This window comes from Arthrobacter alkaliphilus (assembly GCF_021483235.1).
In the GTDB taxonomy this organism is placed as follows: Bacteria; Actinomycetota; Actinomycetes; order Actinomycetales; family Micrococcaceae; genus Arthrobacter; species Arthrobacter alkaliphilus.
In genome coordinates this window covers 17,898-40,327 of sequence record NZ_JAKEEC010000035.1, presented here as the reverse complement: position 1 = coordinate 40,327, position 22,430 = coordinate 17,898, and the positions used below count along the sequence as shown (strand labels likewise).

Annotated in this window: 23 protein-coding genes and 2 pseudogenes; 13 read left to right on the top strand and 12 right to left on the bottom strand. The window is 62.7% G+C overall.

From position 1 onward, the window contains the following. A pseudogene (locus L0B83_RS18350) lies at nt 1-266 on the bottom strand (IS3 family transposase); the annotation flags it as partial. Continuing rightward, the gene (locus tag L0B83_RS18345; RefSeq protein WP_234760004.1) at nt 263-556 is read right to left on the bottom strand and encodes a transposase; all 294 of its coding nucleotides are present in this window, start codon (nt 554-556) and stop codon (nt 263-265) included. The gene L0B83_RS18345 and the pseudogene L0B83_RS18350, both read right to left, overlap by 4 nt. Nucleotides 557-693: 137 nt before the next feature. On the opposite strand from L0B83_RS18345, the gene L0B83_RS18340 reads away from it, so the two are divergent. After that, on the top strand, nt 694-1,584 hold the full coding sequence (locus L0B83_RS18340; protein ID WP_234760002.1) for a hypothetical protein: 891 nt from the start codon (nt 694-696) through the stop codon (nt 1,582-1,584). A gap of 75 nt (nt 1,585-1,659) precedes the next feature. Here L0B83_RS18340 and L0B83_RS18335 read toward each other — a convergent pair whose 3' ends face one another. Beyond that, a complete protein-coding gene (locus tag L0B83_RS18335) occupies nt 1,660-2,223 on the bottom strand; it encodes a hypothetical protein (protein ID WP_234760000.1) in 564 nt (187 codons plus the stop codon). Between the two features lie 20 nt (nt 2,224-2,243). Then, a complete protein-coding gene (gene mobF, locus L0B83_RS18330) occupies nt 2,244-5,795 on the bottom strand; it encodes a MobF family relaxase (RefSeq protein WP_234759999.1) in 3,552 nt (1,183 codons plus the stop codon). Between the two features lie 854 nt (nt 5,796-6,649). Between mobF and L0B83_RS18325 the strand changes: the two genes are divergently transcribed. Then, nucleotides 6,650-7,873 (top strand): IS110 family RNA-guided transposase, encoded by a 1,224-nt coding sequence (locus L0B83_RS18325; protein WP_234759997.1) that lies wholly within the window; start codon nt 6,650-6,652, stop codon nt 7,871-7,873. A gap of 655 nt (nt 7,874-8,528) precedes the next feature. Here the strand turns inward: L0B83_RS18325 and L0B83_RS18320 are convergent. The 6 genes from L0B83_RS18320 to pxpA all read right to left on the bottom strand — a co-directional run bounded on the left by L0B83_RS18320 (nt 8,529) and on the right by pxpA (nt 13,852). Beyond that, on the bottom strand, nt 8,529-8,744 hold the full coding sequence (locus tag L0B83_RS18320) for a hypothetical protein (protein ID WP_234759994.1): 216 nt from the start codon (nt 8,742-8,744) through the stop codon (nt 8,529-8,531). Between the two features lie 855 nt (nt 8,745-9,599). Then, nucleotides 9,600-10,586: a 5-oxoprolinase subunit C family protein gene (locus L0B83_RS18315; protein ID WP_234759993.1), complete on the bottom strand. Its 987-nt coding sequence runs from the start codon at nt 10,584-10,586 to the stop codon at nt 9,600-9,602. Next, a complete protein-coding gene (locus L0B83_RS18310) occupies nt 10,576-11,481 on the bottom strand; it encodes a 5-oxoprolinase subunit B family protein (RefSeq protein ID WP_234759992.1) in 906 nt (301 codons plus the stop codon). Before L0B83_RS18310 ends, L0B83_RS18315 begins: the two co-directional genes overlap by 11 nt. Beyond that, on the bottom strand, nt 11,478-12,830 hold the full coding sequence (locus tag L0B83_RS18305; protein WP_234759990.1) for an acetyl-CoA carboxylase biotin carboxylase subunit: 1,353 nt from the start codon (nt 12,828-12,830) through the stop codon (nt 11,478-11,480). The genes L0B83_RS18310 and L0B83_RS18305 overlap by 4 nt, the downstream gene beginning before the upstream one ends. Next, a complete protein-coding gene (locus tag L0B83_RS18300) occupies nt 12,827-13,072 on the bottom strand; it encodes an acetyl-CoA carboxylase (protein ID WP_234759989.1) in 246 nt (81 codons plus the stop codon). Before L0B83_RS18300 ends, L0B83_RS18305 begins: the two co-directional genes overlap by 4 nt. A 30-nt stretch (nt 13,073-13,102) precedes the next feature. Continuing rightward, nucleotides 13,103-13,852, bottom strand: a complete 750-nt coding sequence (gene pxpA, locus L0B83_RS18295; RefSeq protein WP_234759988.1) for a 5-oxoprolinase subunit PxpA — start codon at nt 13,850-13,852, stop codon at nt 13,103-13,105. Nucleotides 13,853-13,954: 102 nt separating this feature from the next. Between pxpA and L0B83_RS18290 the strand changes: the two genes are divergently transcribed. The 10 genes from L0B83_RS18290 (at nt 13,955) to L0B83_RS18260 (ending at nt 20,569) form a co-directional block, all read left to right on the top strand. Further along, nucleotides 13,955-15,406 (top strand): PucR family transcriptional regulator, encoded by a 1,452-nt coding sequence (locus tag L0B83_RS18290; RefSeq protein WP_234759987.1) that lies wholly within the window; start codon nt 13,955-13,957, stop codon nt 15,404-15,406. A 168-nt stretch (nt 15,407-15,574) separates the two neighbouring features. After that, the gene (locus L0B83_RS18285; protein ID WP_234759986.1) at nt 15,575-16,966 is read left to right on the top strand and encodes an MFS transporter; all 1,392 of its coding nucleotides are present in this window, start codon (nt 15,575-15,577) and stop codon (nt 16,964-16,966) included. A gap of 137 nt (nt 16,967-17,103) precedes the next feature. Beyond that, nucleotides 17,104-17,337 (top strand): SDR family NAD(P)-dependent oxidoreductase, encoded by a 234-nt coding sequence (locus L0B83_RS19945; protein WP_308194026.1) that lies wholly within the window; start codon nt 17,104-17,106, stop codon nt 17,335-17,337. Further along, nucleotides 17,274-17,516 (top strand): SDR family oxidoreductase, encoded by a 243-nt coding sequence (locus L0B83_RS19940; RefSeq protein ID WP_308194029.1) that lies wholly within the window; start codon nt 17,274-17,276, stop codon nt 17,514-17,516. Before L0B83_RS19945 ends, L0B83_RS19940 begins: the two co-directional genes overlap by 64 nt. Before the next feature lie 5 nt (nt 17,517-17,521). Next, a complete protein-coding gene (locus tag L0B83_RS19935) occupies nt 17,522-17,692 on the top strand; it encodes an SDR family oxidoreductase (protein WP_308194028.1) in 171 nt (56 codons plus the stop codon). A 27-nt stretch (nt 17,693-17,719) separates the two neighbouring features. Continuing rightward, nucleotides 17,720-17,986 (top strand): SDR family NAD(P)-dependent oxidoreductase, encoded by a 267-nt coding sequence (locus L0B83_RS18275; RefSeq protein WP_308194025.1) that lies wholly within the window; start codon nt 17,720-17,722, stop codon nt 17,984-17,986. Between the two features lie 228 nt (nt 17,987-18,214). Beyond that, on the top strand, nt 18,215-18,532 hold the full coding sequence (locus L0B83_RS20050; protein WP_372461220.1) for a biotin carboxylase N-terminal domain-containing protein: 318 nt from the start codon (nt 18,215-18,217) through the stop codon (nt 18,530-18,532). A 37-nt stretch (nt 18,533-18,569) separates the two neighbouring features. After that, nucleotides 18,570-19,223, top strand: coding sequence for a biotin transporter BioY (locus L0B83_RS18270; protein ID WP_234759985.1), 654 nt, complete (start codon nt 18,570-18,572; stop codon nt 19,221-19,223). A gap of 12 nt (nt 19,224-19,235) precedes the next feature. Then, on the top strand, nt 19,236-19,937 hold the full coding sequence (locus L0B83_RS18265) for an energy-coupling factor ABC transporter ATP-binding protein (protein WP_234759984.1): 702 nt from the start codon (nt 19,236-19,238) through the stop codon (nt 19,935-19,937). Then, nucleotides 19,934-20,569 carry an energy-coupling factor transporter transmembrane component T family protein gene (locus L0B83_RS18260; RefSeq protein ID WP_234759982.1) on the top strand — a complete coding sequence of 212 codons (636 nt, stop codon included), beginning with the start codon at nt 19,934-19,936 and terminating at the stop codon, nt 20,567-20,569. Before L0B83_RS18265 ends, L0B83_RS18260 begins: the two co-directional genes overlap by 4 nt. 80 nt (nt 20,570-20,649) lie before the next feature. On the opposite strand, the pseudogene L0B83_RS18255 reads toward L0B83_RS18260, so the two are convergent. Further along, nucleotides 20,650-20,865, bottom strand: a pseudogene (locus L0B83_RS18255) (CHY zinc finger protein); the annotation flags it as partial. A 102-nt stretch (nt 20,866-20,967) separates the two neighbouring features. Between L0B83_RS18255 and L0B83_RS18250 the strand changes: the two are divergent. Continuing rightward, nucleotides 20,968-21,198 (top strand): PucR family transcriptional regulator, encoded by a 231-nt coding sequence (locus L0B83_RS18250; RefSeq protein ID WP_234759981.1) that lies wholly within the window; start codon nt 20,968-20,970, stop codon nt 21,196-21,198. Here the strand turns inward: L0B83_RS18250 and L0B83_RS18245 are convergent. Further along, complete coding sequence (locus L0B83_RS18245) at nt 21,195-22,250, bottom strand: LacI family DNA-binding transcriptional regulator (RefSeq protein WP_234759979.1); 1,056 nt, start codon at nt 22,248-22,250, stop codon at nt 21,195-21,197. The two genes, L0B83_RS18250 and L0B83_RS18245, sit on opposite strands and share 4 nt — an antisense overlap. Between the last annotated feature and the right edge of the window lie 180 nt (nt 22,251-22,430).

Sequence of the window (22,430 nt, the reverse complement as noted above, 5' to 3'; positions counted from 1 at the left end):
TCCGCGCAGATCCGCCACGCGGTCCGCTCAGACATCGGCTCACCCGAGGTGCGGGCTTCATCGACCAGGAATCGGTACCCGAACTCGGGGTCGTCCCGGTGGGCATCGAACAAAGCATTGGCCCGGTAGGCCTGTTCGTACTCGGCATCGGTAACCGGGTTGGCCAGCCAGCGGTAGTAAGGCTGGCGGGCGATCTTCAGCACCCGGCACGTCACCGTGACGGGAATACCGTCAGCGGCAAGGTCTTGGACGAGCGGGTAGCTCATTTTCCCGGCAGATGAGCCTGGGAGAAATATGCCGCTGCCCGGCGCAGAACCTCAACCTCCTGCTCCAACGTCCTGATCCGCCGCTTCGCGGCCGCGAGTTCCGCGGCCTGCTCACCCGTGATCCCCGGACGGTTCCCCGCCTCAACCTCGGCCTTCTTCATCCACCCGTACAACGTCGTGAAATGGACCCCGAAATCCTTCGCGATCTGGGCCAGCTCAACCCCGGGCTCGCGATTCAACGCGACCCGGACAACATCATCCCGGAATTCCTTCGGGTACGGCTTGGTCATAGTAGACATCCTTCCAGCCCAGTCCCTTTGACTAGGCACAACAGATGTCACCTATCCGTGCAGCAGTCCCGTCCCTTATCAGTACGTGGTCGTGGCAGCGCATCCGTTCTAGGCCATACCGAAATGGTACTGGGGGCATGGCGCGCGATATTGACAGTTTTGGGAAAGATGGGCTTGGGACAGCGCGAGTCGCGCTCCTCGTAGCGGGGGTCGATCATCTTGAAGTGCTCCAGAGTAACTGTACTCAGGCTTTCCCCGCGCTCCCAAGGCTGATCATGGGACATGAGCTTCCGTGGCCTTTTCTCGCGACAGCGCGAATATGCCTTGAGTCGGCAACCCGCGTTGCCTATGTGATTGACCCTGCCATATCTCCTGTACAGCGTCTCATGCGCATGGCTGCCTTGATGGTGTGGAGTAACGGTGAGGAATTGACAATGGCTAATATCGCTAAGAATTCTGATGGGCCTGCTTTGGCGGAAATGAAAGCCCGGATCAATGACAGTTCAAAAAGAATCAAGGGACTCATCTCTGATTCCGGCCTTGAGATGGATGAAAGCCGGATTATCGACCCATCTGGAAACTACAAGCCAATATCTATCAAGCTCAATGCGGTTGACCTTATTCGCGCGGAGTTTCCGGAACTTGGAGAAGAGTCATATCGCAGGATGTCCGGGTTCGTCCACGGTGCTCCGTGGGCTCTAGGCAAAGCGACTTATCTGTTTGCCAAGAGCCTCGGGAGTCCGACAATCGATGGCACCAGCGTCTTGTGGGGCTTCCATATGGCTGGCGCTTCCATTAGTAAGATGATGGTTCGTTCCGCAAGCTATGCAGGCATTCCGCTCGGACGCCTGCCTGAAAGGTTGAGCCATCTCGAGGAACTCTGCCGCGATGAGCTGGACCGAATGAAGCAAGGCGGCGCTGCCAGACGATTCATTGGGCCCGGTCGAGGATGGAACGCAAGGTACTCGACGCTCATCATCAGGGCGTGGGGCCATGAACCGGCTGCCAAGGGCACCGGGGACAACTGACCGACGGACCAAACAGGTTCGCGCCCGCGGGCCCTTGGGCCCGAGACCGCAACGAACTTCACAGTGCGATCGGTCCTAATGCCTCGCTCGTGCATCGGGGGACCACATCACTCCCGGTATCGCCACGGAACCGTCCGCCGGTGCCCAAGCGTGGCAATGGGAGGCGCGTATGTAGTAGGTGGCAGGCCAGGGCATCCCGGGCATGACCTGGGCCGGGTCCGGAGAAATTAGGAGGACGGATCCTGCCCGAATGGGTTCTGGCAGCGCCTCCAGCCATGCGGTCTGAACGTGACCGAAACGGTTCCAATTGATGGTGATCCACGAACCGGTAGGTTCTAGGGCGTCCACGCTGACGACGGTGATTTCCGACGTCGTGCCGTGTATTCGCCTCGCCGCTTCAAAGCGATTCCACTTCTCCCTGGCGTCGAGGAGCCAGGCACGACGGCGGCGGCCGCGAACGAGCCAAATGACACCGACTATGGCCGCGCAGATAAGCAGGCCAATCCAGCCGAAAAATAGAGCGGAGCTTTGGGGCCACTTCACAGCCGGAACAAACGCAACGAGTACAACCACCGCCGTACTGACGAGAACCAGGGCGGGCGTCGCTACTTTCGGCTTGATGACTGGATTTGAGACCATAGGATGCCTTCTTGACCAGTTTAGATCTGCCAACTGACATTCATAAGGTCGACATCCCGGCAAGCCACAGGTCCTGTCCACAGGCCCGGCAACTGCACGCTGAGGGCACGGGACGCTGTCTGGTCAATGAAGCCGTGCAGGAGCTCATATTGAGATTTCCGCTCCCACTCATGATCGGCCGGCACAGGCCCCAGAGGTAGTGGTGAGTCATCGATGCCCCACCTGTCGCGGTAGAGGGCGACCTTGCCAACGACGGTATCGGTGAGGTCCTGTGGCGCCAGGTTCTGCATGAGGTTTCTCTTCCACTCGGTGTCCTGCATCATTGCCGCATTAAGGACGTTGGTCGCCCTTCGTTTGATCCGTTCCGTTACCTGGGTGATCATGACGCCGAGATCCGGGCAATCAGTGTCAACAGCTTCGGGGATAAGCGCCGAGCCGCTTCCCGGCATTCCATGCACGAAACTGAGGAGCCGGGAGTGGATGATCGCGGTTGCGTCCTTTGCTGACCCGCTCGTCTCCAAGGCCGTCTCGACGACTCGCTGTGCGCTTGGACGGCTGACTCGAACGGCGCGGCGCCACGCCGCCACGGCAGCGCCCCACGATGGGGACTGTTGCAGCTCGTTGATTTTCGACGGGGCGAGGACTTCGAGTGCCTTTGCCATATCCTCGCTGGCAGCAATTTGAGCGAGGTAGTCGTATTCAGAGCTGAGCCGTTCCAGGTTGTCGGCGCTCAATCGTTCACGTTCGGCGACCTCGTGGGCGGTCCTCTCGGCGCCTTCGGCGGCTAGTATCTCGCCCAGGATTTCTTGCCAAGACGGTCTTAAGTGCGGATCCAGAGATTCGTCATCCGCGGGATCGTTCTCGCTAACGTAGGCGTGGTTTCCGAGACGACCCCGTGTCATGCTCACATATAGCAGCTCACGCGTCAGCCGACCCTGCGTGACGACCGTATGTCCGGCGTCGACTGTGATTCCCTGGGAACGGTGGGCCGTCGTCGCATACCCTAGCTCCACATTGGACTCTACATAGTCCGTGCGCAGCGTCACCGTTGCACCGGTGGCCCTACGAACGGCAACGAGGGAGCCGTCTCGCCGACCAACGCGTACGACGTCGAGCAGGGTCCCGTTGCGAATGAAGTCACCATTCGTGTCAGTAATAGTGCGGTCGTTGCGGCGTGCGATTATCGTGTCACCGCGGCAGGCTCGCAGCCCATCGCTAAGTAGGACCGCCTGTTCGGGGTCAACGAATTCTTGGATCACGCGGTCGGCTTGGGCCCGTTCGTTCAACATGCCGACCGTGTCGTTGTCCGCGGCGATGAGGATGGATGACTTCCCAGCGCGCAAATCAGATTGCCAGTTCAGGTAGGCCTGATCGACCATGCCGGGGTAGGTTCCGTGATGAATCCGCTCGTGTTGCTCGTAGGCGCTGATTGCAGCGAAATCCCCGGACCGAAGCTTCAAAGATGCGTCACGTTCCCAAGGGTTTTCGAAGCGCCATATGGTGCTCAGTCGCGACGTCTTTCCTTGCCGATCCAGCCAGCCGAGAATACCGCCGGCATCGATGGCATCGAGCTGCCCAGGGTCGCCCACCAAGAGGACCTTGGCCCCAACATCCCGAGCCTGTTGTACGAGGGCGGAGAGCTGAATGGTTGAGACCATGGAGGCTTCGTCGACGACGACCAGTTGGTTTGGGTGGAACCGCCACCTATTCTGTTCCGCGGCCAATCGCGTGGCTTCTTGCGCCAGGCGGGGAGTTACGGTTCCGGAATGGTTCAAACGTCTTTCGGCCTCAAAAAACCTATTTGCCCGGTTGCCTGCTCCCTCTCCGGCTGATTCGCAGAGCCACTTCGCCACATTCTCGGTGGCCATGGACAGCTCTCGTCCAAGGACCTCCGCGCTCGCCGCTGCGGGCGCCAGCCCGACGATGCTGCCGGTCCCGAATTCCTCTTCCCACGCAGTTTTGATTGCGCCGAGTGTCGTGGTCTTGCCGGTGCCAGCCGGACCGACGACCGCGTCGAGCCGGTTGCCGCTCAATAGCACAGCGGCAGCAGCCGCACTCTGGTCCGAGTGCAGACTAAATTTGCCGTGGTGCCGGTAATTTGCGAGCGAGTCGACGGCGACCGTCGCGCGGATCGCCGGGCCGCCGTCGTCGTTCCTAGCTGCCATGACGGTATTCTCGCAGGCGAGCGTGCCGGCGTCTGTGTAGAGACGGGAGCCATGGAAGTCGAAGACGCTCTGGCCGCCGTGGCGGAGATCCGGCTTGGCATCTGCTGGGATGCTGTATCGGTATTCGTTGAGGGGGACCGATTGGCTTTCGGCCGCGGTGGCGACGGCGTCGATCATGGCGTTGCGGTCATGCGGGGTTTGGCAGCGGATGGCGGCGCAGACACGTTCGGCTTCGGCCACCAGGTTCCATCGGTTCCAGGTCGCGCGTTTGGCTGCCACCAGATCACGAGTCAGACATGCAACGGCGGCGACCCAGTCCGCTGCGAAGTCTGACGAACTGAAAGGCGAGGTTCGGGACCTTCGGACCGTCGAGGCCAGCACACGCTGTGGGTCGAAGCCTCTGGCACTTGCCCGTGAGCGCCACTGTGCCGACAACTGGCGCAGAGGGGTGATGGTTTCGCTCTTAGGCGTTCGGGTGGAGAGCGTGGCCTGCTGGCGGAGTTTGACGGTCTGGGTTGCTGTTGGTCTTGTTCCGTGGTTGTTGGTCCATTCGGCAACGAGGCGATCGGTTTCTTGGTCGATGAGGCGGGAGCGACTGGAGAATTCGCGTATCAGGACTTTATTAATGCCGGTGAGCTGAGGGCTGGGGTTGTGGGTGGTCGCTTCTGGGGCGCGGATTACGGTGTCGGTGCCGAGGCCTCGTTTGAGGGCGTCGAAGAGGAGGCCGTTGTAGTGTTCACTCGCCGCAACCGCAGCCTTGTAGAGCGTCCTTGAGTCGAGGGTGACCCAGGCGTCGTCTGTGATCCGCTGGATGCGGTTGGCGATGACTACGTGCGTGTGCAGTTGCGGGTCGCCGGAGCGTGACTCCCAGTGGTCGAACGCGGCGGCGACGGCGCCGCGTGTGCCGACGTGCGCGACGCCGTTGCGCCCCGCCCGGGTGTGAATGACGAACTGCTCGAGCCAGTCCAGGGTCGAGCTGACCGCGTCATGATGGGTTTGCAGGATTTCGTCCTGCAGACTTTGCGGGCTCAGTGCCCAGAGGACGGACACAGATTTGGGAACGCTGAACGTCAGGTCGAAACCGGCGACTGCGCGGCGGACGGCGGTTTGGCCTTGTTGGGTTTCGACGACGGTCGGCTGGCCGTGCGCGCGGCCAAGGGGAGCGCCGGTGTCCGGATGGGTGACGTGGTCGAAGATGGCTTTCGCGTCGGTTTCGGTGACGGGCTCTCCAGACGATCGGTTGATGCCGATGAGACCGTTTCCGAGCCAATAGCCCTGTGGCGTGCCGGCCTTCATGTAGTAGGTGGTCGCATCCCGGGGAGTGGGGGAGACGTCGTCCATCATCGTGGTCTTGAACAGGTACCTTAGGCCCGACTGGGCCGACAGCCGGGCGATGGACATGGTCATGGCTGGGTGGTTGGGGATTTTTGGCGCGAGTGCATCCATCCGCGACGGCGGAGGATGTCTATTGTTGGGACGTCGAGACCGATGCTCTTTGCTTGGTGTAAGGAAACGAGCCTGCCCGCGACGTGGGCCAGGTCTTCGATGTTGGATCGCTGGGTTCGTTTGAGTCGGACGATTTCGTCTCTCAGTAGTTGTTCGCGGGCCTGCTGCTCTGCAAAGACCCTTTCGAACCGTTCGAGTTCTGACGACTGAGATCGCAAGGCGGTTTTGAGGGTGTCGATGGTTTGCTGCAGGCGTTTAGTCCTCGGATCAAACGGCCGAGTCCCGGAGTTGCCGCCAGGTGCCAGCTCTAGGACACCACTGGCTTCCATGGGCCGTGGCCTGTTGGTTGGTAACCGTCCATGGCCCGATACTGTCATCGCCTTCATCCGTTGCCGTCGGCGGCTGTCCCGCTGCCGATTCGCGCACCGTGCTGCGCAGAACCGCTGTGTCTTGCGGGACGGTTCGAAGCGGTCGCCACACTCCTCGCAAACTTTTTTGCTCACGTTCATTCATCGAAGGGGGGCCCAACTGCGACATGACTTTCGTCGTGAGTAGGCACACACGGTCTGTCCTTGGATGCCAGAGGTGTAAACAAATGGGGAAGTTCCTTCCGCGTGCAGGGGGATGAGAATTGTGGTGCCGCTTGGCGACGTCGACGCACACTGGTGCGGGGTGAGCCCGTAGAGGTCTGTATGACGCGGGGTCCGAGGGTGTGCCGGATTGTTGCGGTAAAGCACGTGGGTCTGTGTCCTGATCAGAGGATCCTCCAAGCGGCGTCGATATCGATACTCGCTTCAAAGGATTGGTGATTTTTGATGGACGTGATGTTTGAGCGCGTTGCCGGGCTGGACATCGGCAAGAAGTCGGTGACCGTGTGCGTGCGCACTCCCGGGCCGGGCGGTGGCCGTCACGGCGAGACGCGCACGTTCCGGACCATGACGCGCTCACTTGAGCTGATGAGGGACTGGCTGGTCGGGCAGGGCGTGACGCTGGCGGCGATGGAGTCGACCAGCACGTATTGGAAGCCGGTGTTTTGGGAAGAGCAGATGGAGTGCTGGCTGCTCAACGCCGCACACATGAAGGCCGTCCCGGGCCGTAAGACCGACGTCAAAGACTCTGAGTGGATTGCACAATTGCTCGAGCATGGCCTGCTTCGACCGTCGTTTGTTCCGTCTCCGCCGGTCCGCCGGCTGCGCCTGCTGACCCGTTACCGGGTGCAGTTGATGGGCGACCGGAGCAGGGATGCAGGGCGGTTGGAGAAGATGCTCGAAGATGCCAGCATCAAGTTCTCCTCGGTGGCCTCGTCCGTGACCACGGTCTCCGCACGCGCCATGCTCGCAGCGTTGATCGCCGGCGAGGCGGACCCGGAGGTTCTGGCGCAGCTGGCGAAAGGAAAGATGCGGTCCAAGATCCCTGACCTGATCGAGGCGCTGACGGGCCACTTCGACGCCGATCACGCCCGGCTGGCCGCGGCGATGCTGGGTCGCCTTGACCGGGTTGACGCCGCCCTGGCGGCACTGGATGAGACCATCGACACCGCTTCGCGCCCGTGGGCCCACCAGATTCAGTTGCTGCAGACCATCCCGGGAGTGGGGCTGAAAGTCGCGCAGGCCATTGTCGCCGAAACCGGCGGCGAGATGTCCCGGTTCCCGTCGGCGTCACACTTGGCGGCCTGGGCCGGAGTCGCGCCGGCGATACACGAGTCGGCAGGGCGCAGGACCCCGGCTGGTGCGAGGCACGGAAACAAGTGGCTCACCTCGGCACTGGTCGAGGCGGCCGCGTCCGCGGCACGCAGCAAAAACACCTACCTCTCGGCGCAACAGGCCCGGATCGCCTCCCGCCGCGGCGCCAAGCGTGCCCAGATCGCGGCCGCCCATTCAATCCTCGTTAGCGCCTACTACATGCTCGAACGCAACGAGCCCTACCGCGACCTCGGACCCGACTGGCTGCAACACCGGCACGAGCAGGCCCGGACCCGACAGCTGGTCGCCCAGCTCGAACGGCTCGGACACACCGTCGTCATCGACCCGGCCGCCTGATTTCCAGGCCCACCTATTGCCCGGAGCGCCACCTCCGGTTGGTCACCCACGCCCTGCTCGGGTTATTCACGGGTCTGTGCTTGGTGCACTTGATACGGAAGTGCCTTGCGCGGGCGGAGGGGGGTGAGTTGTTGAGCTGCTTGGCGCCGTCGTCTCACCTGTGCGGGTGAGCATACGGTGGTGGCATGGCGCGGGGTCGGTGGGTGTGCGGGGTGGTGCCGTAAATCGCGTGGCCCAAACACATCGTGGTCGGTGACCTGGCCGCCTGCGCGGCGAGAGAGTCACCTACGTGGGCGCAGATTCACTGGTGATCAACGGGATCTCACGGGCCCCACACGGTCCGAGGTTCTTACTGGAGGCTTCTCGGTAGAGGCCGCCCTCCAAGTGAAAAGCGTCCGGTTGAAATCTGAGACCCTGGACCGCCGGTGTCAGAAATATCCAATTCCGACCCAATCCTGACGCCTCCCGACGCTCGTCCTGACGTCAGGTTGGGGTGTAGTTCAAACTTACTTGTCCCTCAGACAGTGAGCGAAGATGGACCATCCCTTCCTTCCCACGCTCGCAGCACCGCCGCCTGCGTGGGCATAAATGCTCCCGCGATAGCCGCAGCCGGTTGCCTCCGTCTTTCAGTGGACTCGGCTCGCCGGTGCGACCGTTAGGATGCACCCTTGATGTGTCTTGCGAGCACTTCGAATGCCTCGACGCTGCGGATTGCCATGCCTTGCTCGGCGCTCGTCTCATCGCGTATTGCTTTCGCCGCCTGCTCGCTGCCTTTCAGGGCGTCCTCGTCGTCCCATAGCGTGATGGAAAGGGACTTGTTGTCCTTGCCCAGCATGTAGTAGATACCCTGACATCCAGGCAATTGCAGCACGTTTTTAATTGTTTCGCTTGAGGGTTCACCTGTGCTCCCGGGTGCGGGCTGATAGGTGCTGACGCGAGCAAACATGGATATCCTCCATTGGTCGACGGCTCAAACTGCGGCTCGAACTAACTCCCTCAGTAAGGACTTAACATCACAAATGCGCAAGCCCCTGGGGGCAAAAGTTTCATCGGTTACACAGGCCGAGGACGATGCGGAGGGTTTGCTCCCTGCAGACACGGGGTATCAGCAACGGCGTCGCCGTCGGCTAGTGCGCACTGATCAAGCGGAGGCGTGGGAAACAGAACGCCCGCCGCGAGTTTGGCTGCATTGAACCCGCCGATGGCATCCACGGCTGGACGTGGACTGGATGCCCACACTTCTGGAGCGTGGAACCGTCCTGTACTGCAATGTTATAGCGCGTCCCGCTCGGATGGCTCTGACGCTGACCTCGTCCCCCCGGCAGTCGGCCGCAGGCACGTCCAACGGACCGCGGGATTGGCAGGAGATGCACTTCAAAAAAGTTTCAACATCAGCCCGCCGGTGCGGAGAACAAGGGGCTGGTTAGACGATAGGGGCTGGATGGCTCGCATTGGATGATTTTGGTCAGATCCGACCCGTTTGCCGGGGGCGGCCCTTACCGGTCTGCTAGTCGGAGACCTGGCCGGGGAAGGCGCCGGAAACGAGAGCACTGCACTGTTAGCGGCCGCGGCCTTCTTGCTTTCCCCGGCCCTTGGGCCACGCCAAGTGCCTATCAGGAACCATGATCGAGACTGCCCCTTGGGCCGCGGCCCAGGGACACGCTTTGACGTCCTCCGTTGGGCAAGCGGCGGAGGACGGAAGGTTGCCGGACCTGCCCTGCGTTGGTCAGCGCGTGGCGCCGAGAACTGCCCAGGCGTCGTTGGTGCGTTGGGCGAGTTCCTTGCGCGCCAGAAGGGCCTCGCCCTGGCTGATGGCCATGAAGCGGGTAGTGGTGGCCGGGGCTGCACGGGCTACCAGGTCCATGTCGGCACTGATGACGGTTGCGACCATGGCGTATCCGCCGCCGGAGACGGCGTCGCGGTGCAGGATGATGGGCTGCGTGCCTCCGGGGATCTGGATGGAGCCCACGGCGTAACCGGCGTCGACGATGTTGGACGGATCTGAGCCGGCGCCGAAAGGCTGCTCCCGTTCCTTCCATTTCACGCCGGGTCCGGAGTACCGCAGACCCATTCGGTCAGCCACCGGCGTCACCTTCCACTCTCCGGTGAGCAGGTTGTCCAGTCCCTCCTCGGTCAGACGGTGGTCATACAGGCCCAGGACGATCCGGACGGTTTGCTCCTTGGCAAACACGGGCCGGAATTCATCCGGAACGGTGTCGACGCCGGGCAGTGCGCCCCCATTAAGCGGAGTGCCTACCGGTATCCGATCGCCGGCCTCGAGTTTGCGTCCTTTGAATCCGCCGAGGGCGCCGAGGCTGTATGTGGACCTGCTGCCCAGCACCTTCGGAACATCGATGCCTCCCTGCACGGCGATGTAATAGCGAGTCCCGCCGCGGATGACTCCGAAGCTGAGCTCGTCGCCGGCGTTCAGCCGGAGCCGGGCCCATTGGGCCGCTGGTTCGCCGTTGACCTTGACTTCCACGGGTGCCCCGGTGATGGCGATGACCGCGTCCTGGTCCGTGACCAGCACCGGGCCAAGGTAGGTGCATTCAAGCACTGCTTCGGCGGCACTGTTGCCGACCAGCGCGTTGCCGAGTTCGGCCGAGTACTGGTCCATGGACCCGCTCTGCGGGATGCCCACGTTGTAGTGTCCCTTTCGGCCTTGGTCTTGGACCGTTGTGGCCAGTCCGGGGCTCTTGATTTCAAATGCCATTGAGGGCCTCCATGAGTTCCTGGTTGTAGCCTTCGGCGTCGGCCAGTGCTTTGGACAGTTCAAACGTCACGGGCACCTGCCGGTACCGGAACGTCCCTGCGGAGATCTGTTCCTGGATTTTGTTGTATTCGTCCTCTGCAACCGGTTTGAACTTGACGATGTCCCCCGGACGGAAAAAGACCATGAAGTCCTTGAAATCGTCCAGTGTCTGTTCCGGGTCGAAGATGGGCGCCGCGGCTACACCGAACATCTGGTAGCCGCCCGCGCCGCGGACGGAGTAGATGCAGCCGAAGCAGCCGCCGTGGCCAACTGTCAGCTTCGGTGTGTCGGTCCGGGGACTAAGGTACTTGGGCACCTCGAGCTGCTTGTCCCGGTCAACGAGCTGGAAAAGGAACGGCAGTCCGGCCACAAAGCCCACCATGGATACCAGCCACGGCTGCTCGTGGTGCCGGCGGATGAACTCTGCGGCGTCCTTGAGGTTGTTGACCTTGGCGGCGTAGTCAATGTCCGTGCCGCCGGGCTCCTGGTGGAAGCCTTCGCGGAAGCGTTCGGCCACCACCGCGGTGAAGGGGTCGTCGTACCAGACGGGCACCTCGATGATCCGGGACTCCAGCGTCTGGTCGTGGCTGTGGGTCAGGTCCCGTTCAATGCTGCGCACGCTCTCCTCAAGGGCCGACGGCGGCAGCACGTCCGGGTCGAACCTCACCAGCAGGGACGCATTGGCAGGGCAAATGTCCTCGACGCCTTCAAGGCCGGCCGCTGCCAGCCTGGTGGCCATGGACATGACTTTGAAGTTGGCTACGAGGCTCATGGACTCGGAAACTTCCACAAACAGGAATTCATCGCCGCCCCAGGTGTAGCGTGCCTCTTGCCGGGCTGTTGCCGGACTGCTCATTTTGCCTCCAACAGATTCGCGGCCGTTTCAATAAACTTTGAGTGGTGGCTGACCGCGCCGAACTCGGGCCGTGCCAGCAGGGTCTTGTGCACGGGGATGGTGGTCTTCACCCCGTCGATGAGGGTCTCGTCAAGGGCAGCCAGCATGGCGTCGATCGCGGCGTCCCGGTTCGGTGCGTGAACGATCAGCTTGGCCAGCATCGAGTCGTAGAACGGGCTGACCGTGGATCCTGCTTCAACCCCGGTGTCCACCCTGATGCCTGGACCTTCTGGCCATTGCATGCTCTTGATGATGCCGGGGCTGGGGAAGAAGTTGTTGTCCGGGTCCTCGGCGTTGATGCGGCATTCAATAGCGTGGCCGCTGAAGCGGACATCGTCCTGCGTGATGGACATGGCGCCGGTGGCGGCGATCAGGAGCTGCTCGCGGACCAGATCGATTCCGGTGATCTGCTCGGTGATGGGGTGCTCCACCTGGATTCGCGTGTTCATTTCGATGAAGGCGGCATCGTGGTTGACCGGGTCGTAGAGGAATTCCACCGTCCCGGCGCCGCGGTAGCCGCATTCGCGGGCGAGCTCCACGGAAGAATTCCAGATCCTCGCCCGGACGGCGTCGGGCAGGTCCGGTGCAGGCGCTTCCTCGATCACCTTCTGGGAACGCCGCTGCATGGAGCAGTCGCGGTCCCCGAGGTGGATGAAGTTAGTGCCGTCGCCGAGGATCTGCACTTCAACGTGGCGGGCATGTTCGACGAACCGTTCCAGGTAGACCGTGGGGTCGCCGAAGACGGATGCTGCTTCACCGCGGGCCAGTTCGATGGTCTCCAGGAGTTCGTCCTCGCTGTGCACGAAGCGGATGCCACGCCCTCCGCCGCCGGCGGAGGCTTTGACCACCAGCGGATACCCGATGCCCCGGGCCATGGCGATGGCGTCGGCTTCCGGTGCAAGGGGTCCGTCCGAGCCGCGGAGCACGGGGACCCCGGCCTTCCGGGCTGACTCCCGGGCGAGGGACTTGTTGCCCATCATCTCGATGGCGCCGGCATCGGGGCCAACCCAGATGAGGCCGGCGTCTGCGACCTTCCGGGCGAAAGCGGAATTCTCCGACAGGAACCCATACCCGGGGTGGACGGCGTCGCAGCCGCTGTCCAGCGCGGCTGCAATGACGGCCTCGTGGTTCAGGTAGCTCGCGGTGGCGGGAGCCGGTCCCACCACCACGACGTGATCCGCGAAGCGGGCCGCGAGGGAACCGGCGTCGGGCTCGCTGGCCACGACGACGGTTTCAATGCCCATTTCGCGTGCGGTGCGGGCAATGCGTACGGCGATTTCGCCGCGGTTGGCGATCAGGAGTTTTTTCATGACTGTCCCTCGCGGATGACGATGATGGCATCGCCTGGGTTGACCATGTCGCCGTCGCTGACCGCGAAGGATTCGAGGACGCCGGCCACGTCGGACTGGATTTCGGTGAACTGTTTCATAATTTCGACGATGCCGAGCGTCTGTCCGACCTCGATGGTGTCGCCTTCGTTGGCGAAGGGCTCCTTGCCGGGGCCCGGTTTGCGGTAGAAGATTCCCGGGAGCGGGGAGACGATGGTTGCCAAGGGTTTCTCGCTTTCAGAGGAGGAGTGGAGTCAGTGGGCGTCGAGGACCGCGCGCACGGCGGATGCCACGGCGGTTGAGTTGTGGGCGTCGGAGTGGACACAGATGCTTTGGAAGGGGATGGCCAGTTCGGTTCCGTCGACGGCGAGGACCGGCTTTCCGGCCAGGGCGCGGTCAACCCGGTCTGCCGCAGCCTTCGGATCCGTCGGTTCCGGCCGTCGCTGGATCAGGAGTTCGCCGGCGGGTCCGTAGTTGAGGTCGACGTAGAGTTCTGCGATGAATTCAACGCCCATCGTCTGGCACACGGTTTCGTGCATGGTGCCGGCCAGACCGAAGAACGGAACGCCGAACTGCCTGGCTGTGCCGGCGGCGGCCTGCATCAGTTCCTCGTCACCGGCAAGCATCCCGTAGAGGGCACCGTGGGGCTTGATGTGGTTGAGCTTCAGCCCGTGCTTATCCAGAAATGCCGTCAGCGCTCCGGTTTGGTACAGGATGATCGACTCGACTTCTTCGGGCCGGAGCACCATCCGGCGGCGCCCGAAGCCCACCACATCCGGCAGACCCGGGTGGGCGCCGACGGCCACGCCGTGCTCGGCCGCCAGGGCCACGGTGCGGTTCATGACGTCCGGGTCGCCGGCGTGGTACCCGCAGGCGACATTGGCCACATCGATGACGCGCATGAGCGCTTCATCGTTGCCGAATTCGTGGAGACCAAGGCCTTCGCCCATATCGGAGTTCAACAGAACGCGCGCAGAAGTGCCGGGAGTCACATTTGTTTGCATGAGGGCTACGCTATCCAATGCTTCGGACAACTGGAATTGTGCAGTCCGCTGAATTCAGCGTCACGGATTATGATCTCTGCACCACTAATTTTGGAGAGTTCCATGCGTATCACCGATCTCGTCAATGATGCTGAGCTCAATATCCGTCTTCGCGTCGCGGGAGAAGAAGACCGGCTGGCTCGCCCCATCTCCTGGTGTGCTCCTACCGAACACATGGACCCGACCCCCTTTCTCAGTGCCAACGCCCTGGTGCTGACGAACGGGATGGGCCTGAACGTCAGAGACTTTCGAATTTGGGATGCGTACGTTGAACGGCTTAGTTCGGTGCCTGTCGCCGGTTTGGTGTTCGGGCTCGGTGCCGCCCACCGGGAACTGCCGGCAGGCCTCATCCAGGCCTGTGAAGCGCACGGCCTGCCGCTGCTCGAGCTCCCGCCCGAAGTCCCCTTCGTGCTGGTCATGCGGCATGTGGAGCACAACATTGCCTCCGAGCGATATGAGGAGTTGCGGAAGGGCTGGGACCTGGCGGATGAATGTACACGGCTGGCAGCAGGAGGACAGTCACTTGCCGAAGTGCTCCAGCGGGTGGCCAGTGCAATCAGCGCCCGCGTGGCCGTGGTTGATCACAGCGGATTTGAACTGGTCGCCTCCGGGGGAGCGCCCCGAACGACCCGAACGACCCGAACGACGTTCCGGCTCCCCAGCGGAGACCCGCACCGCTTCAAGCTGATCATCGAAGGCGTCGAGAGCAACGTGGTACTGCAGCCCATTCTGGGCCCTGTGGCTGCCGTCATCGCGATGCAGCTGGGCTACACACTCGGGTCCCGGTCACCATTGCACTCCCGGGAAGCAGCACGGTTCATAGAGGCGCTGTACGAGGAACGGGGGACGTCAGCTGCTGCGCTGCGCCGCTATGCCTCCGAGACGGGATTCGACCCGGACGGTGAGTGGGGTTTGGTGCTTGTCGGCGGTTCGGACCACGTTGCCCCGGCAAGGCTAAGAGCGATGGCATGGCGGGCACGCGTGGGCTTGCAGAGCGGATTCGGCACCGTCAGGTTCATGGAGGAAGCCGGGCTGACCACCTTACTGGTGCAGCACCCGCACGGGTCGCTGGAACTGCTGGCAGCCGCGCAGGAGTTTTTTGCGGACGCTCCCGAATTGTCCGTCGTTGTATCAGAATGCGGGAGCCTCATGGAACTACCGCTGGCGCTACAGCTGTCCCGCCGCCACATCGGGCGGCCGGGGGTTCAGCGAGCCCCGTTGGCTGACCTGGCGAGCGTCGTGCAGGGGCTGCCAAGCCAGGGTCTGGTGGCGATGTCCAAGCGGCTCCTGGCGCCCCTGGCCACCGAGAGCGGAGGAATGCTCCGCGAGACCTTGGCCGCGTACCTGCGGCACAGCGGAAATTCCCGTGAGATCTGCGACGAGTTGTTCATCCATCGGAACACACTCAGTTACAGGCTGCGAAAGATCGAGGAATTGCTGGAACTGGATCTCTCGGACGGTGAGGTGCGGGCCGTCTGCCTGCTCGCCCTCAACATCGTCAAGGCTTCCCACTAACTCCTGGTGCAGGATGCACAACCGGGGGCGCTTCTTTTGGGCACGCTTCCGATAGGCGGCTGTGGCCAAAGTCACTAATCTACTCAGGACGAGGGCGTCAGTTGGTTGACGTTTGATCAGATTGCCGACTCGTTCCTTGCACAAAGTCCCCTGAAAGGAAAGCAACTGATGACGACCCAGCAGAGTACTGTCGAGCTGACGGCTCCGGCGCCGAATGAGAAGCGCCGCTTCCCGGTCTTTTCCAAGCAGCACACGACCATTGCAACTGTTCTGGCGTTGCTCGCCTGGACCGTCGCCGTCTTCGACTACGGTCTCTTCGGCACGCTTTTGCCGGCAATGCAGGAGGAGTTCGGCTGGACGGCAACGGAGGCCTACGCGATCAACACCTGGATCGCCGTCGGAACTGCCGTGGTGTGCTTTGGCATCGGGCCGGTCATTGACCGGCTGGGCCGGCGCAAGGGCATGATGACCACGATCGGGGGGACCGCCGTCGTCTCCGGTCTGACGGCGCTGATACCGACCGGGATCCCGTTCCTGAGCAACGGGCTGCTGGTGCTGATCCGTTCCTTCGGCGGGCTTGGCTTCTCCGAACAGGCGGTCAACGCCACGTATATGAACGAGGTGTACCAGGTCACCGAAGTCCCGGACAAGCGCAAGCGGCCGGGGTTCCATTACTCCTTCATCCAGGGCGGCTGGCCGCTGGGCTTCCTGCTGGCCAGCGCCCTTGCCCTGGCGTTTCTCCCGTCCATGGGGTGGCGGGCCCTGTACCTGATGGCGACCGTTCCGGCCGCGCTGATCGTCTGGGTGATCGCCAAAAAGCTTAGGGAAACGCCCCAGTTCGAACTGCACCACAAACTCACGGAACTTGAAAAGCACGGCAAGTCCGAGGAAGCGCACTCCCTGGCCCACGCCTACGGCGTGGAGCATTCCTCCGCGGCCCCGCTCAAGCGCATCTGGGAACCGCACCTGCGCCGGAACACGATCGTTTTCTCGCTGGCCTGGATCTTTAACTTCTTCGGCATCATGATCTTCAGCATCCTGGGCAGCTCGGTGCTGAAGAACGCCAAGGGCGTGGAGCTCTCGGACGCTTTCTGGATGCTGATCGTGATCAACATGCTGGCCTACTTCGGGTACGTTTTCCACGGCTGGCTCGGGGACAAGATCGGTCGGAAACGCACGATCATCGGCGGGTGGATCCTGTCGGGTATCTCCTTCACGGTCATGCTCAGCCCGCTGGCCGCCAGCCCGTTCATGATCATCCTGACCTACGGTGCCGGCCTGTTCTTCCTCGTGGGCCCGTACGCGGCCATCCAGTACTTCATGGCCGAGTGCTACCCGGTGAGCTGCCGGGCCACCGGAACCGCGTTCGTCGGCGCGATGAGCCAGCCCGGCGTGATCCTTGGCGGGGCGCTGTTCACCGCGGCCGCCGCCGGCGCAGGAACCGGACCCGCCGCGCTCTGGGTCGGAGCCGCCGGAACACTGTTCTCCGGACTCCTCATGGTCGCGGCCAAACCCCCCGCAGAAGCACTCCTGGAAGACCACCCCCACGACGTCGTCTAACAAGAAGTCGCAATCATCACCGGCGCCTCCAGCGGCATCGGGCGTTCCCTTGCGGTGCACTATGCACGGCGTGGAGTGTGCTCGGTGATCGGAACGTTTCCCGGAGATCCACACAACCCCGTGAAGCGCTTCGGCTGGTGAAGGACGCGGGCGGTGAGGCGGTGATCCACGAAGTGGACGTCCGCACCACCGCGTCCTTGGATGCTTTGGCGCAGCGGGCCGTGGACGAGTACGGCCGGCTGGACTACGCCATCGCCAACGGCGACTTCCTCCGCAATTCCCCGCTGGGGGAGATGACGGATGAGCGCTGGCACGACATGCTCAACGTGGACCTCACCGGCGTGCTGCGCACGCTGCGCGCCGGGGCGTAGAGAAAGACCGGCGGTGGCGCGTTCGTTGCGGGTGGGAGGAGCACGCCCACTATACCGCTGCCAAGGCAGGCGTCCTGGGCCTGGTCCGCAGCGTGGCCGTGGAACTCGGTCCGCGGCAAATCCGCGCCAACGCTGTGATCCCGGGCCTGATCCAGACCCCGCAGTTTCTGGACTCCTGAACTAGCTGGGACCGAAGGGGCTGCAACGGGCCGGGAAGGATATCCTCTGGGGCCGGGTGGGTAAGCCGGAGGAAGTGGCCAGCATGATCGGGTTCCTCACCTCCGCTGTGTCCCGCTACATCACGGGCCAAGTGCTGGCGGTTGACGGCGGCCTCACAGTGAAGATGCGCGCCTGACAGCCCACGAGAGAAGGAAAGGACACCATGAACACATCGACCCATGTTGCCGACCAGGCCTCCGGGAGCGCTCAACCCGCGAATGGCCGCGGGGTGGTTGTCACCGGCGGTTCCAGCGGGATCGGCAAAGCCATCGCCAAGGCCTTCCTGGCCAACGGGGACCGGGTTGCCGTGCTGGACCGGGCCGCTGGCGACGGCACCATCCGGGTGGACGTTGCGAATGAAGCCAGCGCGCGTGCGGCCTTCGCTGAGGCCCGGGACAGGCTGGACGGCATCAACGTGAGCCGGACATAGGCTAGTGGCCGTGTTGCCTACAAAAACGGAAATGTTCGAATTAGGGGCATCCGTTCCACGCCCTCTCGGCAAATCGGCCCACAGCATGGAACGGGCAGCCCGCCGTCCCGCGGATCTTGGTCAGAACGAGCAGTCAGCTAAATACGGTCCGACACTCATGGTTATCGGGCAGGCATGACCGGTGAGATAAAAGGAGGCAGGGATGGTTGAAGCCCTGAGCAGGCATTCATCGCCAACCGAGGTGAGATTGGGCCGGATATCATCAGGGCATGTAACCAAGTGGGTATCGCAGCAGTGACCGCCCATTACGAGGCTAATGCGGATTTCCTGCCCCTCAAGATGGCGGACCATGGTGTCGGTATCGGGCTTGCGGAAGTAGTTGAGGGCCTCACGTCACCATCACAGAACGAAGTTCCAGAAGAAGATCCTCGAAAGCGAGGAATTCGCTGGCGGGCAATTCAACGCTGCATTCGTCGCCGAACACCTGGAGCGAAGACGAGCAGGGAATCGGCCGGCGCGGCCGTCACCTTGAAAGTAACCCCGTAACAACCGTGGCGCACGCGCTGTGGATGAAAGGATTCCCATGTCAGACAATCTCACTTCCAGCCAGCAGACCGAGGTGTATCGCTCCGGCCGACGCCCCATACTGTTGCCGCGTGACCTTGCGCTTATTGCCTTGTTTGCTGCGCTCATAGCGGCCCTGGGATTTGTCGCGGTTCCTGTTGCGGGGATCGCGGTGCCAATCGTCCTGCAGAACCTGGGCGTGTTCCTCGCTGGCGCCATTCTTGGCGCGCGGCGGGGCACGCTGACCATCGTCACCTTCTTGGTTCTGGTCGCGGCAGGTCTCCCGCTGCTCTCAGGAGGCCGTGGAGGCATCGGCGTGTTCATGACGCCATCGTTGGGCTATCTGCTGGGGTGGGTCGCCGGAGCTTTCGTTATCGGCGTCATTATGGACAGGACCCGGGCCGGGAAGCGGTATTTTCCAAAGGTTTTGACCGCCGTCCTGATCGGTGGAGTACTGGTCATTGACCTGCTCGGCGCGCTGGTTTCGCCCCTGTTCACTGGTCTGGACCTTGCCGCAACTCTCATAGGTTCGATAGTTTTCCTTCCCGGAGACATTCTCAAAGCAGTGCTGGCCGCACTGGTGGCTGCCGCAATACATCGCGCCTATCCGGTGCCGCCGGCGGGTGTTCGGCGAGGCGAACGCGGGGCCCAGGGTCCCTACAGTTACTCCTAAGGAGTTGCGCGCATGATTTCATTGCAAGACGTCAGCCACGATTTCACCGGATTTCAGGTGCTCCAGGAGGTAAGTCTCGATCTTCACGAACATCGGATCGCTTTCATTGGGGCCAACGGCAGTGGCAAGTCCACCCTGGCCCGCACCCTCAACGGCTTGCTGGTCCCTCAGCAGGGCTCCGTTTTGGTGGATGGCGTGGACACGCGTAAGGACCCTGCCCGGGTGCGTCGCCGAGTCGGGTTCATGTTCTCGGATGCTAATCACCAGATCATCATGCCCACTGTTGCCGAGGACGTCGCTCTTGGGTTGCGGGGACAAAAATTGTCCAAGCCGGAGAAGTCGGACATCGTGGCCGGGGTTCTGAACCGTTACGGGTTATCGGGACTTTCCGGCCACCCGGCGCACCTGTTATCCGGCGGGCAGAAGCAAATGCTCGCACTGGCCTCCGTCTTGGTCACAGAACCGGACATTTTGATTTGTGATGAACCGACCACCCTCCTTGATTTGCACAATGTTCAGATCTTCCTTGATACCCTCGGACACCTCAGTCAGCAGGTCATTCTGATGACCCACCATCTGGATATCATTGACGATTTCGACCGCGTCATAGTGATGGACCGGGGGCAGGTTCACTTCGACGGCTTGCCCCGGGAGGCCGTTGCCGCTTACCGGCATCTGATCGGTTCTCGGAAAAGGGAGGGCATCCCCCGATGATGGGCCTCTACATCGAAAGTGCTTCCGTGCTGCACCGGGCGCCGGCGTCCGTGAAATTCCTGCTGCTGTTTCTGGTTCTTGCAGGTGTCTTCCTCGTGGAGAATCCGTATGCGCTGGGTGGGATCCTGCTTTTCAGCCTGCTGCTTTACCCGTTCGCTGGCATTCGGCCACCGTTAGCGTGGGCGGCGGTGCGGCCCGTGGTCCCGTTCATGGTGCTGACGGTCGCAGCCCAGATGCTTTTCAACACCCTGCAGCATGGGGCAGTGTTCGGGATCCGGATGCTCGTCGCCGTTCTGCTGGCGAGCCTGCTGACATACACCACCCGCAGCGGTGACATGCTGGACTTTTTCGGCAAGATGCTTGAACCGCTGCGTCATGTCGGCATCAGCCCCTGGCGGGCCAGCCTGGTTCTGTCACTCACGCTGCGGGCAGTTCCGCTTCTGTCATCGTCGATCACCATGGCACGGGAAGCATTTCTGGCCCGCGGCCAAAAGGCTGCCGGCTATGAAATCGTGGTGCCCGTTATCGTCGGGCTGATCCAGACTGCCGAAGCCATCGGCGACGCCATTTCAGCCCGCGGCCTCGAATCCGACCTTTCGGAGACCGCATCCTTGGACGAGACGTCGAAATAAAGATGTGCATGATTCCTGCAGGCTTCGTTGAACTCCGCCGAGCACGACGGGCAGCAGCTGCTTGCACGGTACTCCGCAATGGTCAGCTCTGTCCGGCAGACGCCGCAGAGAATCGCCCGCTCCTGCCATTGGCCCTCCGGCCAGACCTTGACGGCGTGGTCAGAACATTCTTCATGACACCGGAAGCACGGATAGTACTTTCCGCAGCAACGAAACTTGATGGCGATAATGTCCTTATCGGTCCGATAGTGGACGCAGCGCGTCTGCTCGTCGACGGGTTTCCCGTAAACCTTCATGGGGTCCTTCCGGTCGTGCCACAACGCACGAGTGTTTGCGTGCATGGCGATCCGAACGAATGCCCGGACCGTGAGGATGCATACCCAATTTTACGTCCATGGATGCCATCCCCAGACGTGTCCGACGGCGGCACCGCCTTGTGGGAAACGCTCCAGGCGTACCTGCGCCACAGCGGGAACACCCGCGAGACCTGCAGGGAACTCTTCATCCACCGCAACACCCTGACCGACAGGCTGCGCAAGATCGAGGAGCTGCTGCGGGTAGACCTGGATGGCGGCGAAGTCCGCGCCACCTGCCTGCTGGCATTGCGGATCGAGGCCCCAGGGACCTAGGTCGCGGCCACTTCCGCCGACGCCCTGGCAGCACTGCTTTCCCGCACGCACAGCGTGGGCTTCAGCTGTGCGGGTTCGGGTTTGTCGCCCCTGAGCACGGCCTGGATCAGCTGCACTGCCGTCCGCCCGATGTCCGCCATCGGGGAGTGGACCGAGGTCAGCGGAATGGGCAGTTCAGCCGCCAGGGAGGTGTCGTTGTATCCCACCACGGCCACGTCCTCACCTACTGTGAGGCCGCGGGAGCGCAAGGCCCCCATCGCTCCGATGGCGGCGAAATCGTTGACGGCGAAGATGGCCGTGGGGCGCGGCTTGCCGCGGGCGAGGATCTCTTCCCCCGCCTCCCGGCCGCCGGCGGTGTCAAACCTGGACCACACCACGTCATCGTCAGAGATGGTGCCGCCGAGGGAACGCCAGCGGTCCACGAAGCCGGAAGTGCGGTCGACGGCGGTGCTGGCGTACCGTTCGCCGGCGATCACCGCCACCTGTCGATGGCCCATTTCCCACAGGTGGCTGGCAACGAGCTCGCCGCCGGCGACGTCGTCGCAAGTGGCGGACGGGTAGCCCGGCACCCGGCGGTTCATCAGCACGAACGGGACCTTCCGGTCAGTCAGCTCCTGCAGGAGGCCGCCGTCAAGGTGCGCGTCCCCAATGATCAGGCCGTCAACGCGGCGCGCCAGCATGAGGTCGATCTTTCGCCGCTGCTCTTCGGGATCATCGCGGGAGTTCATCACGAACGCGGAGTAGCCCACCTCGGCCGAGGCCTCGTCGATGCCCTCGTACATGATGGCCAGGACCAGGTCCGAAAGCCGGGGGACGATGACGCCGAGCAGTTTGGTCCGCCGGGTGCGAAGGCTGGCGGCTTGGGGGTCGGGGGAATAGCCAAGCTTCCGGGCCAGTTCACGGACGCGCTCCGCGGTGGCGGCCGAGGCGGCCCCCTTGGCCACATCGGAACCGGAATGCAGGACCCGGGAGACGGTTGACGGATGGATGCCCAGCTCCCGGGCCAGATCCTTCAGCGTGACCGCGCGGCCGCCGTCGGCCTTTTCTTTCATGTCCTTCTCCTGCCCACCGGGGCCACTGTAGCCCGAATCTGCCGCCCAGGTCTGTTAGCAAGGCCGGTAGTCAGCCCTTGACGTGACCCGCTTCACATCCTATAGTCATGTTTCAACGCAACCCAAACGTTTGGGTAGTTGATCCCAGAATCCCTCTCCGGCGCCACCACCCCCGGCGCC